Origin of the sequence: Arthrobacter sp. 35/47, assembly GCF_000520475.1 — a bacterium.
Classification (GTDB): Bacteria; Actinomycetota; Actinomycetes; order Actinomycetales; family Micrococcaceae; genus Arthrobacter_D; species Arthrobacter_D subterraneus.
Window position 1 is genome coordinate 15100 of record NZ_KI914589.1, and the last position, 17383, is coordinate 32482.

The 17383-nt window shown below is 66.2% G+C and carries 17 protein-coding genes; 8 read left to right on the forward strand and 9 right to left on the reverse strand.

Features of this window, described 5'->3' with window-relative positions:
* The first annotated feature begins 150 nt into the window (after positions 1–150).
* Together xdhB and xdhC are read left to right on the forward strand one after the other, a co-directional pair.
* On the forward strand, positions 151–2538 hold the full coding sequence (gene xdhB / locus X803_RS0105585) for a xanthine dehydrogenase molybdopterin binding subunit (RefSeq protein ID WP_026544368.1): 2388 nt from the start codon (positions 151–153) through the stop codon (positions 2536–2538).
* A 1-nt stretch (position 2539) separates the two neighbouring features.
* Entirely contained in the window at positions 2540–3337 is a 798-nt protein-coding gene (gene xdhC / locus X803_RS0105590; protein WP_026544369.1) for a xanthine dehydrogenase accessory protein XdhC, read from the forward strand.
* A 30-nt stretch (positions 3338–3367) separates the two neighbouring features.
* On the opposite strand, the gene X803_RS0105595 is transcribed toward xdhC, so the two are convergent.
* From X803_RS0105595 to X803_RS0105615, 5 genes are all read right to left on the reverse strand, one after another.
* Positions 3368–3604, reverse strand: coding sequence for a hypothetical protein (locus X803_RS0105595; RefSeq protein ID WP_026544370.1), 237 nt, complete (start codon positions 3602–3604; stop codon positions 3368–3370).
* Between the two features lie 238 nt (positions 3605–3842).
* Positions 3843–4706, reverse strand: coding sequence for a formate/nitrite transporter family protein (locus X803_RS0105600; RefSeq protein WP_026544371.1), 864 nt, complete (start codon positions 4704–4706; stop codon positions 3843–3845).
* Between the two features lie 170 nt (positions 4707–4876).
* Positions 4877–5314, reverse strand: coding sequence for a VOC family protein (locus X803_RS0105605; protein ID WP_026544372.1), 438 nt, complete (start codon positions 5312–5314; stop codon positions 4877–4879).
* 27 nt (positions 5315–5341) lie between these two features.
* Positions 5342–6847: an NCS2 family permease gene (locus tag X803_RS0105610; RefSeq protein WP_026544373.1), complete on the reverse strand. Its 1506-nt coding sequence runs from the start codon at positions 6845–6847 to the stop codon at positions 5342–5344.
* A 9-nt stretch (positions 6848–6856) separates the two neighbouring features.
* Positions 6857–7351 (reverse strand): nucleoside deaminase, encoded by a 495-nt coding sequence (locus X803_RS0105615; RefSeq protein ID WP_026544374.1) that lies wholly within the window; start codon positions 7349–7351, stop codon positions 6857–6859.
* A gap of 352 nt (positions 7352–7703) precedes the next feature.
* Here X803_RS0105615 and X803_RS0105620 point away from each other — a divergent pair, with 352 nt between their 5' ends.
* Positions 7704–8291 (forward strand): pullulanase X25 domain-containing protein, encoded by a 588-nt coding sequence (locus X803_RS0105620; protein WP_026544375.1) that lies wholly within the window; start codon positions 7704–7706, stop codon positions 8289–8291.
* A gap of 10 nt (positions 8292–8301) precedes the next feature.
* On the opposite strand, the gene X803_RS18070 is transcribed toward X803_RS0105620, so the two are convergent.
* The 4 genes from X803_RS18070 to X803_RS0105640 are packed head-to-tail and all read right to left on the reverse strand — an operon-like array spanning position 8302 to position 11499.
* Positions 8302–8562, reverse strand: a complete 261-nt coding sequence (locus X803_RS18070; RefSeq protein WP_035778079.1) for a hypothetical protein — start codon at positions 8560–8562, stop codon at positions 8302–8304.
* A 48-nt stretch (positions 8563–8610) separates the two neighbouring features.
* Positions 8611–9453, reverse strand: a complete 843-nt coding sequence (locus X803_RS0105630; protein ID WP_253907400.1) for an ABC transporter permease — start codon at positions 9451–9453, stop codon at positions 8611–8613.
* Positions 9454–9457: 4 nt separating this feature from the next.
* Positions 9458–10414: an ABC transporter ATP-binding protein gene (locus tag X803_RS0105635; protein WP_026544377.1), complete on the reverse strand. Its 957-nt coding sequence runs from the start codon at positions 10412–10414 to the stop codon at positions 9458–9460.
* Positions 10411–11499, reverse strand: coding sequence for a LolA family protein (locus X803_RS0105640; protein ID WP_026544378.1), 1089 nt, complete (start codon positions 11497–11499; stop codon positions 10411–10413). The genes X803_RS0105635 and X803_RS0105640 overlap by 4 nt, the downstream gene beginning before the upstream one ends.
* A 180-nt stretch (positions 11500–11679) precedes the next feature.
* Between X803_RS0105640 and X803_RS0105645 the strand changes: the two genes are divergently transcribed.
* From X803_RS0105645 to X803_RS18080, 5 genes are all read left to right on the forward strand, one after another.
* Positions 11680–12675 (forward strand): acyl-CoA thioesterase, encoded by a 996-nt coding sequence (locus tag X803_RS0105645; RefSeq protein ID WP_051470502.1) that lies wholly within the window; start codon positions 11680–11682, stop codon positions 12673–12675.
* A 12-nt stretch (positions 12676–12687) separates the two neighbouring features.
* The gene (locus tag X803_RS0105650) at positions 12688–13584 is read left to right on the forward strand and encodes a LysR family transcriptional regulator (RefSeq protein ID WP_026544380.1); all 897 of its coding nucleotides are present in this window, start codon (positions 12688–12690) and stop codon (positions 13582–13584) included.
* A gap of 69 nt (positions 13585–13653) precedes the next feature.
* Positions 13654–14796, forward strand: a complete 1143-nt coding sequence (locus tag X803_RS18075) for a tartrate dehydrogenase (RefSeq protein ID WP_051470503.1) — start codon at positions 13654–13656, stop codon at positions 14794–14796.
* A 70-nt stretch (positions 14797–14866) separates the two neighbouring features.
* Entirely contained in the window at positions 14867–15871 is a 1005-nt protein-coding gene (locus tag X803_RS0105660) for a tripartite tricarboxylate transporter substrate binding protein (protein WP_051470504.1), read from the forward strand.
* A partial coding sequence (locus X803_RS18080) for a tripartite tricarboxylate transporter permease (protein WP_084033444.1) occupies positions 15872–17383 on the forward strand: 1512 nt, incomplete at its 3' end.

Below are 17383 nucleotides of genomic sequence, written 5' to 3' on the forward strand. Positions count from 1 at the left end.
GGAGACGGTAGCCGCCGCTGCCGCGGTAATGGCCGGTGAAGGCACGCCAATCGATGACATGCGGGCCAGCTCGCTCTACCGGTCGGCGATGCTGAGGCAGGCGCTGCTGAAATTCCATGCCGAGAACGCCGAAGAGCTGGAGGTGGCCAGGTGAAATCGCTCGCAGACCGCCCCGTGAACCCCGTGGTGGGCATTCCGGTATCGCATGAGAGTGCGGCCGGGCACGTCACCGGCACCGCGTTATATACGGACGATTTGATTGTCCGCAGCTCCAACGTGCTGCACGCGTGGCCTGTTCAGGCCCCGCACGCGCATGCCCGCATCCTGGACCTGCGCACCGGACCCGCGCTGAAGGTGCCGGGCGTGGTGCGGGTGCTGACGGCGTCGGACGTTCCAGGCGTCAACGACGCCGGCATCAAGCACGACGAACCGCTCTTCCCCAGCGAGGTCATGTTCTACGGCCATGCCGTGTGCTGGGTGCTGGGAGAGTCGCTGGAGGCCGCACGGTTGGGTGCCGAGGCGGTGGAGGTGGACTACGAGCCGCTGCCCTCCATCGTGACGCTGGAGGAGGCCATCGAGGCGGAAAGCTTCCAGGGGAACCGCCCCACGGTTGCCCGCGGTGAGCCGGACAAGGCCCTGGAAAAGGCGCGGCACCGGTTCAGCGGCGAATTCCAGTTCAGCGGGCAGGAGCACTTCTACCTCGAAACCCACGCGTCCTTCGCCTACCTCGACGAGGGCGGGCAGGTCTTCGTCCAGTGCAGCACGCAGCATCCGTCCGAGACCCAGGAAATCGTTGCGCACGTGCTGAACCTCGCCAACCACGACGTCACGGTGCAGTGCCTGAGGATGGGCGGCGGATTCGGCGGCAAGGAGATGCAGCCCCACGGCTGGGCGGCCATCGCGGCGCTCGGCGCCACCCTCACCGGCCGGCCCGTCCGGCTGCGACTGAACCGCACCCAGGACATCACCATGTCCGGAAAGCGGCACCCGTTCCACGCACGCTGGGAAGCAGGGTTCGACGACGACGGCCGCCTCCTTGCCCTGAAGGCCACCTTGACGAGCGACGGCGGCTGGAGCCTCGACCTCTCCGAACCCGTCCTGGCACGGGCGCTGTGCCACATCGACAACGCGTACTACATCCCGAACATCGAGGTGCACGGCCGGATCGCGAAGACCAACAAGACGTCGCAGACGGCGTTCCGCGGGTTCGGCGGTCCGCAGGGGATGCTCGTGATCGAGGACCTGCTCGGCCGGTGCGCACCGCTGCTGGGACTGGATCCCAGCGAGCTCCGCCGTCGTAATTTCTATGAGCCGGGACAGAGCACGCCGTACGGGCAGCCGGTGCGGCACGCCGAGCGGCTGCAGGCGATCTGGCGGTCGCTGGAGGACCGCTCCGACATCGCCCGGCGCCGGGAGGGGATTGCTTCGTTCAATGCGTCGCACCCGCACACCAAGCGGGCGCTCGGTATGACGCCGGTGAAGTTCGGGATCTCCTTCAACCTGACCGCGTTCAACCAGGCGGGCGCGCTGGTGCACGTGTACAAGGACGGGTCGGTGCTGATCAACCACGGCGGCACCGAGATGGGCCAGGGCCTGCACACCAAGATGCGGCAGGTGGCGGCGACGGCTTTGGGTGTCCCGCTCTCCTCGGTGCGGCTGGCGCCGACGCGGACGGACAAGGTGCCCAACACGTCGGCGACGGCGGCGAGCTCCGGGGCGGACCTCAACGGCGGCGCGATCAAGAACGCCTGCGAGCAGATCAGCTCCCGGCTGGCGGAGGTCGCTGCCCGGAAGCTCAACATCCACCCGGACGACGTGCGGTTCGACGCCGGCAAGGTCACCGGGATTGGGTTCCACGACTCGTCGCTGAGCTTCGCCGAACTGGCCCGCGACGCGTACTTCCAGCGGGTCTCCCTCTGGGCCGCCGGCTACTACCGGACCGAGGGCCTGCACTGGGACAGCACCCGGATGCAGGGCGAACCGTTCAAGTACTTCAGCTACGGCGCGGCCGTCACCGAGGTGGAAGTCGACCGCTTCACGGGTGCCTACCGCCAGTTGCGCACGGACATTGTGCACGACGTCGGCGACAGCCTCTCGCCGATGATCGACGTCGGGCAGATCGAGGGCGGGTTTGTTCAGGGCGCCGGGTGGCTGACGCTCGAGGACCTGCGGTGGGACGCCTCGGATGGTCCCTCCCGCGGGCGCATTACGACGCAGTCGGCGAGCACGTACAAGCTGCCGAGCTTTTCGGAGATGCCCGAGGAGTTCAACGTCCACCTGTTTGAGCGGGCCACCGAAAGCGGCGTGGTGTACGGGTCGAAGGCCGTGGGCGAGCCGCCGCTGATGCTGGCGTTCAGTGTGCGGGAGGCGTTGCGCCAGGCGGTTTCCGCGTTCGGGCCGGGTGATGTTGCCGTGGAGCTCGCCAGCCCCGCCACTCCGGAAGCAGTGTTCTGGGCGATCGAACGGGTGTCTGCGCCGTCGTCGTCTGCTGCCTCTTCGGAGGATCTTGTGCCCTCCGCTTCGGGTTCAGTGCGTTGAGATGGACTGGCTGGAGGCGCTGCAGCACCTGAGGTCCTCGGGCCTGCCGGGGGTGCTGGCGACCGTGTCGGAGGTGCGCGGGCATTCGCCGCGGGAGGCGGGGGCGAAGATGCTCGTCGGTGCTTCTTCCACCTGGGGGACCATCGGCGGCGGGAACCTTGAGGCGACGGTGATCGACCGGGCGCGGGAGATGATGGCGGCCGGTGTCTCGTCCGCGGAGAACGTCGAGTTCTCGCTGAACGAGCACGCGGTGACCCAGCATGGGCGGCAGTGCTGCGGCGGAAAGGTCCGGGTGCTGCTTGAACCGTTCCTGTCACTGCCTACGGTGGCGGTGTTCGGCGTCGGGCATGTTGGGTATGAGCTCGGAAGGGTTCTATCCAGGCTGCCGCTGAGGTTGTTGCTGGTGGACAGCCGGGCTGAGCAGCTGTTGCCGGAGCGGCTGGCGGATGTCATCTACGGGGTGGCGTCCGTGCAGGCCGTCCACACGCCGGTGCCGGACTCATTCCTGGGTGAACTGCCTGCCGGTGCGCACGTGTTCATCATGAGCCACGACCACTCGGAGGACTTCCTGCTGTGCGATGCCGCGCTGCGCCGGGGTGATCTGGGCAGTGTGGGGCTGATCGGGTCGAAGGCCAAGTGGTCGCGGTTCCGGCAGAAGCTGGCGGCGGAAGGGTACTCCGAGACTGAGATCGGCCGGATCCAGTGCCCGATCGGGTTGCCGGAAGTGACGGGTAAGGCGCCGGCCGTGATCGCGGTGAGCGCGGCGGCGGACCTGCTGCGGCGGCTCTCCTCCCGCTAACCGGCCCGCCTAATGGGCGCAGGGCAAGCGTTAGCCGCGGTCGGTGTACCTGCCCTCACGGTCACCGAAACCTTGACGGTGGCCGAGGGAGACATACCGGCCGCGGATCGCTCCTGCGGGCACGGTTCCGCCGTTCTCCGTTGTGACATAGCTGCCGGTGATCACCGGACGCGTACGCGTTGTCACATAGGTGCCGCCGTTCGGTGGCAGTTGTTCGGGGAACTGGGTATCAACGGTTTCAACGGGACGGTTCGCGAGAAGTGTCATGTCATCTCCTGGTTGTTGAACGGTGTGTTCAGGCTGAAGGAGGACGACGCGAGTGCTGTCATGGCCGGGCGCGGCGTCCGAGGAGGCGACGCTGCCGGAAGGGGAAGAAGCGGGTGGGCGCCTGGCGCTCAGGCGGTCCTGCGGCTTCCACGCTAGCAGTTGTTATGAGTTACTCATAATAAGATGGCCGGTAAGTGGGCGGACTAACACCGCCGTACCCGCTCGGCGGGACGCAACCTTAGTTGCGGATCCCGCTTTCAATGCGTTCGACGTCGTCCGCCGTCGGAAGAACCGCGGCGTTGGAGGGTGCCTTTGTCCGGGCGTGGGTGACGTAGAGGGGAAGCGCCGTGAACAGCAGGCCGCCCACAAGGTTGCCGAGCACCGTCGGGATTTCATTCCAGACCAGGTAGTCCAGGATGGTGAACTCGGCGCCGAGCAGCAGGCCTGACGGGAACAGGAACATGTTGACGATCGAGTGCTCGAAGCCCATGAAGAAGAAGAGCATGATCGGCATCCACATGACGATCACCTTCCCGGGCACGTCCTTGGCCATCATGGCGCCTGCGACCCCGATGGACACCATCCAGTTGCACAGCATGCCGCGGACGAACAGCGTCAGCATCCCGGCGGCGCCATGCTCGGCATAGCCCAGCGTGCGCCCCTCGCCGATGTGACCGATGGCGACGCCCACCTCATTCGGCGGGATGGCGAAACCGAAGGTCACCACGATCGCCATCAGCACGGCCACCGTGAACGCTCCGATGAAGTTCCCCACGAACACCAGGCCCCAGTTGCGGAGGACGCCGCGCACCGTGACGCCGGGGCGCTTGTCCAGCAGCGCAAGGGGCGTCAGGACGAACACCCCGGTCAGCAGGTCATAGCCCAGCAGGTAGAGCAGGATGAACCCGACGGGAAAGAGGATCGCCCCCGCCAGCGGGATGCCGGTGGTCACGCTCACCGTGACGGCGAACGCAGCCGCCAGGGACAGCAGTGCGCCGGCCATCGCCGCGCGCACTACCGTGTCCCGGGTGGACATGAAGATCTTCGACTCGCCTGCGTCGATCATCGTTGTGATCAGGTCACTGGGCTTCACATAGGACATAGGGATGGGCTCCGGGGGTCTCGGTTCCATGCAGTCCGGGCCGGGCAGCATGGGAAGACGCTATTGACCCGGTATTTCGGCCACGTTTCCCGCGGAGTCCTGCCGCGTTACCTTTCGCCCACCGCTTTGGCCCACCACTGTGAGAAGTTCGAAAACCGACCGCGCCCCGGTCAGCTCCTGCTCAGTTCCTCGGCGAACATGACGAGGATGCCGCTGGGGCCGCGGACGTAGGTGAGCTTGTAGACGTCACCGTAGGTTGCCACGCCGCGCAAGGGGTAGCAACCGTGTTTCGCTGCTACCCCAAGCGCCTCTTCAATGTCGTCCACCGAGAACGCGATGCGATGCATCCCGATGTCGTTGGGCCGGGTGGGCTCCGTCTCGATCGCATCGGGGTGAAGGTATTCAAAAAGCTCGATGCGACCGTTCCCGTCCGGTGTGGCCAGCATGGCGATGTCGGCATGATTCCCGTCGAGACCGACGGCGGTGTCAGCCCACTCTCCGCTGACCGAGTCACGGCCGAGAACGGTCAGTCCGAGGTCGGTGAAAAAGGCGATCGCCGCCTCGAGATCGCGGACCGCGATGCCTACGTTCTCGAATCTGATGGGCATGGCGCCCACGTTACAGCGCCGGCGTGCTCACCCGCCCATCCACACCGTGATCGGTCCGCGGGCGAAGTAGACCAGGAACCCGGCCGCCACCACCCAGAGCAGCGGGTGGATCTTGCGTGCCTTGCCGGACGATGCGCGGATGATGACCCAGCTGATGAATCCTGCGCCGATCCCGTTGGCGATCGAGTAGGTCAGCGGCATGGTCACGATGGTCAGGAACGCCGGGAGCGCGATCGAGAAGTTCCGGAAGTCGATCTCCCGGATCTGCGCAACCATCATGGCACCGACGACGACGAGGGCCGCCGCCGCTACCTCCAGCGGCACCACTGCGGTCAGTGGAGTGAAAAACATGGCCGCCAGGAACAACGAACCGGTCACCACGGATGCCAGCCCGGTGCGGGCCCCCTCGCCGATTCCTGCAGCGGAGTCGATGAAGACCGTGTTGGATGATGCCGACGAGCCGCCGCCGGCAACAGCACCGACACCCTCGATCACGAGTGCGGACTTCAGCCTCGGGAAGTTACCCCGCTTGTCAGTCAGCCCGGCCTGCTTCGCGAGGCCGGTCATGGTCCCCATGGCATCGAAGAAGTTGGTGAACACCAGGGTAAACACGAGCATGGTGGCAGCAAGTGCGCCGATGCGGTCTAACGCCCCGAACAGGTCGAAGGCGCCGACCAGGCTGAAGTCCGGCAGCGACACGATGTTCGAGGGGATGACCGGCGCGTTCAGATGCCAGCCGGCCGGGTTGTCCGGGCCGCCTGACCCGAGCCGCAACGACATCTCGACAACGATGGCGATCACCGTGGTGACAATGATCCCGATGAGCAGCCCGCCCTGCACTTTCCGGGCGATCAGGATGCCCATGGTCACCAGGCCAACAATGAACACCAGGGTCGGAACCGTGGTGATGGATCCGCCGTCGCCCATTTGAACCGGTGGACCGCCGGCGGTCCGGGTCACAAAGCCGGAGTCCACAAAGCCGATGAAGGCGATGAAGAGTCCGATTCCCACAGTGATCGCCGCCTTCAGCTGGCGCGGAACGGCGTTGAAGATCGCCGTCCGGGCGCCGGTCACGGCCAGCAGTACAATCAGCAGGCCGTTGATGACCACCAGGCCCATGGCTTCAGCCCACGTCACGTCGCCAACCACGGAGACAGCGAGGAACGAGTTGATGCCCAGGCCGGCGGCGATGCCGAACGGCAGGTTGGCGACCACCCCGAAGAGGATGGTCATGACCCCGGCGGTCAGCCCTGTGACCGCGGCGATCTGCGTTGCCTGGAGCCAGCCGCCCTCAACATCCAAGGGGGCGGCGTCGGGGCTGAATCCGCCCAGGATCAGCGGGTTCAGGATGACGATGTACGCCATGGTGAAGAAGGTGACAAAGCCGCCGCGGACCTCACGGCTTCGCGTGGAGCCGCGCTCGGTGATCTTGAAGAAACGGTCCAGCTGGCTGAGATTCCCGGGCTGGACGGGGCGGCGGGTTGTGGGGCGGCCGGGCTCGGGGTGGCTGCCGGTGTCGGTCAGGATTGCCATGGCGTTCTCCTAGTAATCCACGCGGGCGGTGAGGGAGTTCCACGCCTCGAACGGCGTGGACGCGGTGACCGGAGCCGACGTCGTCAGCTTGTACTGGCGCACCGGCATCGACCGGTCCTCCACAGGGGTAGCGAAGTAGTCGTAGAACACGGCGTCGTCGAATCCGGCCCTGGCGGCGTCGTTCCGGTCAGCAGCGAATACGACGGCGTCCACCCGGGCCCAGAGTGCGGCCGACAGGCACAGCGGGCACGGTTCGCAGCTGGTGTAGAGGGTGCTGCCGGAGAGATCGAACGTCTCAAGGGAAGCGCACGCGTTGCGGATGGCCATGACCTCCGCGTGCGCCGTCGGATCATTGTTGGCGGTAACCCGGTTGGCGCCCTCGAAGGAGCGCCCGTCGAGTGTCACAATCAGCGCGCCGAACGGACCGCCGGAATTGTGAACGTTGTCGGTCGCCAGGGAAATGGCCTTGGAGAGGAACTGCTCTTCTTTGGTGGTGGTAGTCATGGAGATGCTCCCGAATGTGGGGCAGCAATCGCTCGAGTCCACGGACGCCAACTAGAAGACGGTGTTCTGCGACCAGACTGCTGCGGTATGGGGATTTGCAGGTCCACCTGGTAGATAGCTCCGAAGAAGGAGCCCGCCGTTGGCTTCGAGGTATCACGTTAGCAGCGCGTTGTGACCTACACCATAGGTTTCACGAAATATCTTTCTCACCCAGTGAAATTAGACGCAAGGGGCCCGGGGGCCGTCAGTCACAATTCGACACGACATGCCGGGCCGCGCGCGGGCTCCCCGGCAATGCCGGGATGCGCTGTCAAAATTTTCTCGGAAGTACAGCAAATCGAGAGGTCCACACATGAGTGCCCAAGACAACACCGCAGCCCGCCTGAAGGCCATCGTCCAGATCCTGGCCGAGCAGCCCGGAGCGCCCGTTAAAGGCACGGAGGTGCTGGCAGCAGCGGTTGCCCGCGTTCCGCTGAGCGAGTGGGAGAGCGAAGTTCTCAGCGGCGGCGTTGCCCGCGGCGTCAAGCGCCTCTCGGCCGCCACCGCCACGCTGGTCAAGGAAGGCTTCATCCTCAAGGGCCGCACCGGGTGGACCGTCACCGAGGAGGGCGCACGCTACGCCACCGCGCCCGACGCCGTTGCGCTCGCCGGCAGCTTCGGTCACCGTCTGGGCGCCGAGGACTGGTCGGCGGCCGCGGATCAGGTCCAGATGGCGTACAGCCCCGTATCGCAGCGCTGGGAACTCACCGCCCAGCTGCCCGCAGGCACGTACGAGTACAAGGTCGCGATCGACCGCTCATGGGAAGAGAACTACGGCGCGTTCGGCGTGCGGAACGGCGCCAACCACGTCCTCCAGCACGACGGCGGTGTGGTCACCTTCCGGTACAACCACAGCTCAAACGATGTTGCAGTGACCGTCCTGGACGGCGCACTGGTCTAGCGTTTACCGCTCAGCTTTCCTCGTTCCCGGGTTCCTTCACCGGGTTTTCCCGGCCCATCTCGTCCCAGTGGCCTGAGTTGTCGGCGGCGTCTTCCGGTTTTTCTCCGGGTTCGTCGCCGCCAACGTAGGCTGCCGGAGCCGCCCCGGCCTCGTGCGTCCCCTGCTGTTCACGGATGTTAGAGGCATGCCCTGCGTGCGGCTTGGGTTCGAGAACTTCCTCGCGGGGATCCTCGGGGTGCTCGTGGGTGTTCTCAGCGGCGTTGTCGGTCATGGGTGCGATCCTTTCACCATTGGAGCAGCCGGCGCCAGCACACGTCGGCTACGCGAGCACATCCTTGGTGCTGAAGCGGCCGTAGGCGAGGGCGCCGAACACCACGATGTAGCCCGCCTGCAGCACGGCGTTCGCGGCGAAGGAGTCCCACACCACCGGATCTCGCAGCAGGTCCGCAAAACCGAGCCAGTAGTGGGTCAGCAGCCACGGATGGATCCACTCCAATTGCGGCAGCTGCCCCACCACCTGGCTGACCACCGACGCCACCACGGTTGCGGCCATCGCTCCGACCGGGACGTCGGTCAGCGTTGACATAAAGAGCCCGACGGCGCACAGCCCCAGCAGGGACAGCGTCACGTAGAGGCACACCAGCGCAATGCGCACCAGCGACTCCGTCACGTCGATATTGGTCCCGGACAGGGTGGTCACCGGCCCCACCGGGAACAGCAGCGCGCCCATGAGAGTGCCCACCAAGCCCACGGTGAACGTCGCCGCCAGGCAGAAGACGACGGCGCCCGCGTACTTCACTGCCAGCAACCGTCCGCGCGCCACGGGCGACATGAGGAGATACCGCAGCGTGCCGGTGCTCGCCTCACCGGCGACGGTGTCACCTGCCACCACCCCGACGGTCAGCGGCAGGAACAGCGGAATGGCCACGATGGTGGCGACGACGGCGACAAACAGTCCGTTTTGGCTCACCTGGTCCAGGAAGGCCGGCCCGCGCCCGCGCGGCGGTCCGGATGACAGCTTCACTGCGACGGCGATCAACACCGGGATCGCCGCAAGCGCAGCAAGCAGGGCCCAGGTGCGCCGCCGCCGGAAGAGGACGGACAGCTCCGACCCGAGGAACCGCCACCCGACGGACTTCCGTGACGCCGTGCTACTGGACAACGTCTTACTGGACAACGTCGAACCCCTCCCCGGTCAGCGCCACGAAGAGGTCCTCAAGGCCGGCCTGATCGACGCTGAAACCGTTCACCCGGACGCCGGCTTCAACGAGTTCCCGCACAATCCGGTCCGGCGTCACGCCGTCCGGAAGGGGCGCGGTGATGATGTGCGCGCCGGGGGAGGCGCCGTCGTCGTCGGGTGTTGTTCCGAGCCGGCGCAGCACAGTGTGAGTTTGCGGCACGTCAGGGGTGACCACGCGGAGGCGGGGTTCGCCGGCCCGGCGCAGTTCCTCCAGGCTGCCCTGGGCCACGAGGGAACCGGCGCTGAGCACGGCGGCGTGGGAGCAGATCTGCTCGACCTCCGTCAGCAGGTGGCTCGAGACGAAGACCGTGGTTCCTTCCTCCGTCAGGGAGCGGACGAGGTGGCGGACCTCGCGGGTGCCCTGCGGATCGAGGCCGTTGGTCGGTTCATCGAGAACGATCAGGTCCCGGTGCGTGAGGAGGGCGTTCGCGATCCCGAGGCGCTGCTTCATGCCGAGCGAGTAACGGCCTACCTTCTTCCCCGCCGCCTGGGAGAGCCCCACCCGCTCGAGCGCCGCGTCGACGCGCTGCCGGCGGGTCGAGGGGGAAACGTAGCGGTCGGCGGCGTCGAGCCGGAGCAGGTTCGCGGTGCCGGAGAGGAACGGATAGAAACCCGGGCCCTCCACCAGCGCACCGACCCGGGGGAGGACCTGCTGCAGCGCCCGCGGGATGGACTCGCCGAGTACCCGGACGTCTCCGGAGGTGGCTGAGGCCAGGCCCAGCAGGATCCGGATGGTCGTGGTCTTCCCGGAACCGTTGGGGCCCAGGAAGCCGAACACCGAGCCGCGCGGCACCGCGAGATCAATCCCGTTGAGCACGCTCCGTCCGCCCAACCGCTTGGTCAGGCCGGTGGTCTCGATGACGAGGTCGGCGGCCCCGCTCACTGTCCGGCGGCTACTGCCTGCAGGCGTTCAACCGTGACGGAGCCGGCGAGGATGCGTCCGTCGTCGGCAAGAAGCACGTTGACCAGGGTGGTGGACAGCAGTTGCCCGCCGTCGACCGGGGTGCTGAGCTGCGCCAGTTCTGCCGGAATCTGCTGCTGCCCGGCAGGAACAACGACGACGGCGTCCCAGCCTTCGCCGATGACGGTCGGCTTCTCTGCTTCCGCGGTTTCCTTATGCGTGTGCTCACCGCGCTGGTGATCCTTCGGTTCCACTTCCGTGACGGTTGCACCGTCCGGCGGGGTGAAGGCGAACAGGCTTTTATCGGGTGCTTCGTAGCTGATGTCGGTGAATGCGGAGCTGAAGGCCGGGTCGCTGCTGCCGGCCGCTGCCACGGTGACGCCCAGGGGAAGTCCGGTTTCGCCGTCGACCGCTACGGTGACCGAGCCCACCAGGGTGTCCGCGGAGCGGGGCGTCAGGATGAGGTCGTAGACCGCACGGCCGGCGACCATGCGGTCGGAACCGACGGTGACTTCCGTGGACGGGTCGACTTTCTCGAGGAAGTGGGCGGCGAGGTCGTGCGGTGCCTGGGTGCCGCCGTCGGGCTTCTCATGATCCCCGAGGGTGGCGTGGAGGGCCTCATTCTCATCGGAGTTGTAGTACCAGAGCTCATCTCCGTTGCGGATGACGTTGCGTTCCTCGAGCTGGTCGAGTACCTGCAGGCGCGACTGATCGGGACCGTTGACGTACACCTGGGCCGTGTGGGAGCCGGTGACCAGTTCCATCGCGGCGCTGGCCGGGGAGGTGTCACCGCCGTCGTCGTCATTTGGCGAGCCGTTCACGCCGCCGGCCGCGTCCAGGGCCGAGAGATCGGGGAGGCCCAGGTTGGAGGTCTGTTCCACGGTGCCGGAGAACGCATCGACGTCCTTCTCCTGAACCAGTGCGAGGACCTCTGCGGCGGTCTTGTCCGGGAGGTCAACCGCTGCGTTGGCGGAGAACGGGGCCACCAGCGCCGCTGCTCCGACCGCTCCGGCGGCTATTGCAGCAGGAGTCCACTGACGCCATGATTTTCGACCTGTACGAGTCATTGTGAACTTCCTCGTTCCGGTGGAGTGCTGGGGGGCGGGCCTGTGCGCCACGCTACACCGGGAACCTGAGAATTGCGTTGGAGTTTCGGGGTGGAACTTTTGTGCATTTCTGGTGGCTTCCGACGTCGCGAAAGCACCATAACTGCACGAAAGTTCCGGGTTCCGATACGGTAAACAACCATGGATAACAGGACGCAAGGACGCGTCGACAAGGCTGACCGACCCAACCCCCACTCAGTGACGCTGCGGTTCCTGGCCGCCCCGACGGACCTCGGCCACAGCGGCTCCGTGGATGCCGGAACGGTACTCGAGTGGGTGGACAAGGCCGCCTACGCCGCCGCCGTGGGATGGGCCAAGAGCTACTGCGTGACGGCGTACGTCGGGAACATCCATTTTGCGGACCCGGTGAACGTCGGCGACATGGTCGAGGTTGAAGCCACCATCGTCTATACCGGCAAGTCCTCCCTGCACATCCAGACGGTTGTCTCCTCCGGGGACGTCCAGGGCGGTGAAGCGACCATGCGGAGCCAGTGCCTCGTGATCTTCGTGGCAGTGGGGCCGGACGGCAAGCCGGTGCCGGTACCGCAGTTCGAGCCCTCTACGCCCGAGGAGGTCGAACGGAGGGACCATGCCGTTGCGCGGATCGAGGTGCGGGACGCCATTGTCGCCGCCATGAAACGGCAGGAATATACCGACGCCGGCACCGCCGAACGGGTGACCCTTCGCTTCCTTGCCGCGCCTACCGACGTCAACTGGGGCGGGAAGGTGCACGGCGGCACGGTGATGGACTGGATTGACGAGGCCGCCTACGTGTGCGCCACCCGTTACTGTGGCCAGGACACGGTGGCCGTCTTCTCCGGCGGAGTGCGGTTCTACCGTCCGCTGCTGATCGGCGATCTCGTGGAGGTGGAGGCGCGGCTGGTCTACACGGGCAACAAGGGCATGCACATCGCGGTGCACGTCCGTTCCGGCAAGCCCACCGGGCGAGACATGCAGCTCACCACCTACTGCCTCACGGTGATGGTGGCCCGCGACGAGACGGGCACAGCGGTCCCCGTACCACCCTGGGTTCCACGCTCCGAAGAGGACAAGCGCCTCGCCGCCCACGCCCGTGAGCTGCTGGAGATCCGCGGCCAGGCCCCGGGCAGCAGCCTCCCGAACCACCTCTCCCGGTAGCGGCAGGCACGCATGGATATCCGGCATCTGAAGTACTTCCTTGGCGTCGTTGACCACGGCGGCTTTGGACGCGCCGCAGAACACCTCCTGGTTGCCCAGCCCTCACTCTCGCAGGCCGTGCTGGCACTGGAGCGTGAGCTTGGCGTGCAGCTGTTTCACCGGACGGGACGGCAGGTGGTGGTCAGCGCGGAAGGCCGGGCGCTGATCGAACCGGCGCGGCGGGCCGTGCGCGACCTTGACGCGGTGAAGTTCACCGCGGACTCACTCAAGGGCGCGCAGGTGGGGCAGGTGGACATAGCGCTGCTCCCTTCCCAGGCGGTGGAACCGTTCAGCACCCTGGCCGTGCGGTTCGGCCGGCTCTTTCCGGCAATGACCATCAGCGCGCAGCCGGCCTACACGGGCGCAGACGTGATGGCGATGTTGTCTGACGGCTCCTGCGAACTCGGACTCTTCGGCAGCGCCCCCTTTTCCCCGCCGCCGGGTATCCGGCTGGAAACGCTCGAGGATCAGGAGATGGTGCTCATCGGTCTGCCGGGACAACCGTTCGCCGACGGGTCCACGGTGCATCCTTCCGAGCTGGCAGGCCAGCGACTGATCACCTCTCCGGCAGGAAGCGTCATGCGGCATGTGGTGGACGAGATCCTCGCTTCCGGCGTGGACGCCCACATCGCCGTGGAGGTGGCGCACCGCTCCACCCTCCTGCCTCTCGTCCTCGCAGGCGGAGGCCTCACCATCCTGGCTGCGGCCTGGGCCGATCTTGCGCGGCGTTGCGGAGCCGCCGTCATGCGCCTGGAACCCACGTCCACCCTGCGTGTCACGCTGGCCTACCGGGCCGCCGGACCGCTCACCTCGGCGGCCGAGGCCTTCGTGGGGGTCACCCGTGAATACATCTCTGGCAAGGACCTATAGGTATTTCCTATTGCCCGCAGAGGAGAAAAGTCTGAGACATGGCTCACCCTGTGACCTAGTGTCGAAGGCATGACCCCCCAGCCCTTTCGCATTGCAGCAATCCCCGCCGACGGTATTGGCCAGGAGGTGACGGCCGCAGGGCAGAAAGTGCTCGACGCCGTGGCGAAGAACTCCGACGGAGCGTTTGCTTTCGAGTGGACCGAGTTCCCGTGGGGTTCCGATTACTACGCTGAGCACGGCGTCATGATGGCCGACGACGGACTGGACCAGTTGCGTGATTTCGATGCCATCTACTTCGGTGCCGTCGGATGGCCCTCCGTCCCGGACCATATCAGCCTCTGGGGTCTTCGCCTCGCGATCTGCCAGGGCTTCGACCAGTGGGCCAACGTCCGGCCCGTCCACTTCCTGCCCGGCGTCACCAGCCCGCTGCGCAAGGCGGATGACACCAAGCTGGAGTGGATCGTTGTCCGGGAAAACAGCGAAGGGGAGTACGCGGGCCTCGGCGGGCGCAACCTCGGAGCCCGCGGAAACGGCGGCGAGGTCGCCGTGCAATCCTCGCTCTTCACCGAGGTGGGCTGCGAGCGCATCATCCGGTTCGCGTTCGACATCGCCCGCACCCGCGACCGCCGCAAACTCTCCAGCGTCACCAAGAGCAACGCCCAGCAGTACGGCATGGTGCTCTGGGATGACGTCTTCAAGCGGGTGGCGAAGGATTACCCCGATGTGGAGACGGAGAGCGTCCTGGTGGACGCAATGGCCGCGAAGTTTGTCCTGAAACCGGAGGAACTCTCGGTTGTTGTCGCATCGAACCTCAACGCAGACATCCTCTCGGACCTCGGCAGCGCACTTGCCGGCAGCCTCGGCCTCGCCAGCAGCGCCAACTACAACCCTGAACGGCGCTTTCCCAGCATGTTCGAGCCGGTCCACGGCTCGGCACCGGACATCGCCGGCCAGGGCATCTCCAATCCGATCGGCGCCATTGCCAGCGCCGGCCTGATGCTGGAGCACTTCGGCCTCACCGCAGAGGCCGAAAACCTGGCGCGTGCAATCCGCGCCACCACCGCCGCCGGCGTCCTCCCCAGGGACCTCGGCGGATCCGCCACCACAGATGAGGTCACCGACGCCGTCATCGAATTCCTGAAGAACGGTTCACTGAACGGTGAACAGTATGAACACAACCGTGATCTGAGTCACTCCAGCACCGCAGGGTGAGAGTGTTCCCCGGGCCACACAGACCCCCGCACCACCAACGAAGCGCCAACTCTTACCAATGGAGGTAAAGATGAAAAGCCGCCGTACGTTCGCATCCATCGTCGGAATGATCGCCGTCGCCCTCGCCGCGACAGGCTGTGGCGGAGGAGGTGGAGGGGGCGGTGAAGCCGGTGGTGGCGGCGCTGCGGACGAGTTCCCGCAGAAGCGCCTCGAATACATCCTGCCGTTCGATGCCGGTGGAGAATCCGACATCACCGCACGCCTGCAGCAGGAAAAGCTGGCCGAAGTGCTGGGCCAGACCGTCAACATCTCCTACAAGCCCGGCGGCGGCGGCGCCCTGGGCTGGTCCGAGCTCACCCGGATGGCCCCGGACGGCTACAAGTTCATGGGCAGCAACCTGCCGCACATCATCCTCCAGCCGATGCTGCGGGACGACGCCGGCTATGAGACCGAGGATCTGAAGCAGGTCTACATCTTCCAGAGCACTCCCAACGCACTGCTGGTTCCGGCGGACAGTGACATCCAGACACTGGACGACTTCATCGAGGCGGCCAAGGCGGATCCCGGCGCCATGTCCGTCGGCGGCAGCGGGGACTTCTCCGCCAACCACATCGGCACACTCATGCTGAACGATATGGCTGGCATTGACGTCACCTACACCCCGTTCTCGGGTACCGGCACGGCTGTTCCCGCCCTGCTCGGCGGACACGTGGACGCGCTGATGTCCTACTCACCGCAGATCTCGCAGCTCGGTGACCAGGTGCGTGCCATCGCCGTCGCCACCGAGGAGCGGATGCCCGGCCTGCCGGATGTCCCGACCTTCGTTGAACAGGGCCATGACCTTGTCGACGGCGCCTACCGTGGCGTCTCGGTCCCTATGGACACCCCGGATGACATTGTCCAGAAGCTTGCGGACGCGTTTGAAGAGGTCAATCAGGATCCTGAATTGGTGAAGGCTTTCGAGGAGCAGGCGTTTGTCCTGGAGAACTTCGGACCTGAAGAGGCCATCGAGCTCACCGAGGAGCGCAAGGCCGTCTACGAGGATCTCCTGACCCGGCTGGAACTGGTTCCGTAAATGTTCGAGGTACTCGGGCAAGGGCTGCTCGCCAACCTTGCCCCGTCCATGCTGCTCCTGGTGCTGATCGGCACCTTGAGCGGCATGGCCCTCGGGGCAATGCCGGGCCTGAGCGCCACCATGGGTGTGGCCCTACTGGTCCCCTTCACTTTCGCCATGGACCCCACCTCCGGGTTGGTCCTGCTCGGCGCCTTCTACATGGGCGCCATCTACGGCGGCTCCTTCACCGCCATCCTGGTCAATGCGCCGGGCACACCGTCGTCCATTGCGACGGCGCTCGACGGCTACCCGCTCACCCGCCAGGGACGCAGCGAATTCGCTATTGTCGGCGCCACCATGGGCTCCTTTGTCGGCGGGATCATCGGCGTGATTGCCCTGATCTTCCTGGCCCCGCCCCTGGCGTCCTTCTCGCTGCGGTTCGGCCCCCAGGAGTACTTCTGGGTGGCGGTCTTCGGTCTCACCATCATCGCCAGCCTGGCCTCCGGTTCGCTGCTCAAGGGACTCATCGGCGGACTACTTGGCCTGCTCCTGGCCACGGTGGGCATTGCGCCGGTGGGCGGTGACGTCCGCTTCACCTTTGGCGAACCGATGCTGCAGGGCGGTGTTCCGCTGGTGCCCGCACTGATCGGCCTGTTCACCATTCCTGAGGTCATCCGCCTCATTGCGCTGCGCACGCGGGACGCCCACATGGTCGACGAGACCCGGCAGAAAGACCGTCTCGGTGGCATGCTGAAGGAGATCCTGAGCCGCCCGGTCAACCTGATCCGCTCGGGCATCATCGGCACCTTCGTCGGCATCCTTCCCGGAGCCGGCGGAAGCGTGGCGAACCTCGTCGCCTACAACGAAGCCAAGCGCGCCTCCAAGCACCCGGAAACCTACGGCAAGGGCGAGATCGACGGCGTCGTCGCCTCCGAGTCGGCGAATAACGGTACGGTCGGCGGCGGGTTCATCCCCACACTGACCCTGGGAGTGCCCGGAACACCGCCGGACGCCATTATTCTCGGTGTTCTCCTCCTTCACGGTCTTCGCCCCGGCGCCGAACTCTTCACCACCTCCGGGCCGCTGGTCTACACCTTCATCATTGCGCTGGCAGTCTCTGCGGTCATGATGGTGCCGGTGGGACTGGTCGCCGGCCGCGGCCTGCAGCGTGGCGTGATGGCGCTGCCCGTCCGCTACCTCGCCCCCGGGATCACCGTCCTGACCATCATCGGCGCCTATGCCATCCGCAGCTCCGTGGTGGACGTGTTCATCATGCTGGCGCTCGGTGTCGCCGCCTACCTGCTTCAGCGGGTGGGCATCGGCGGAGCGTCGATCGTACTCGGGCTCGTGCTGGGCACCATAGCGGAGACCGGACTGGTCCAGGGACTGCTGACCTCCTCAGGCGCGGACATGCCCTGGACTACGTTCTTCACCCGGCCCATCAGCCTGGTGCTGATCGCCATGTGCCTGGTCTCGATCCTCTGGCCCTTCATCCAGAAGCGGCGGACCAAGACGACGACGGCGGGCGGCCAG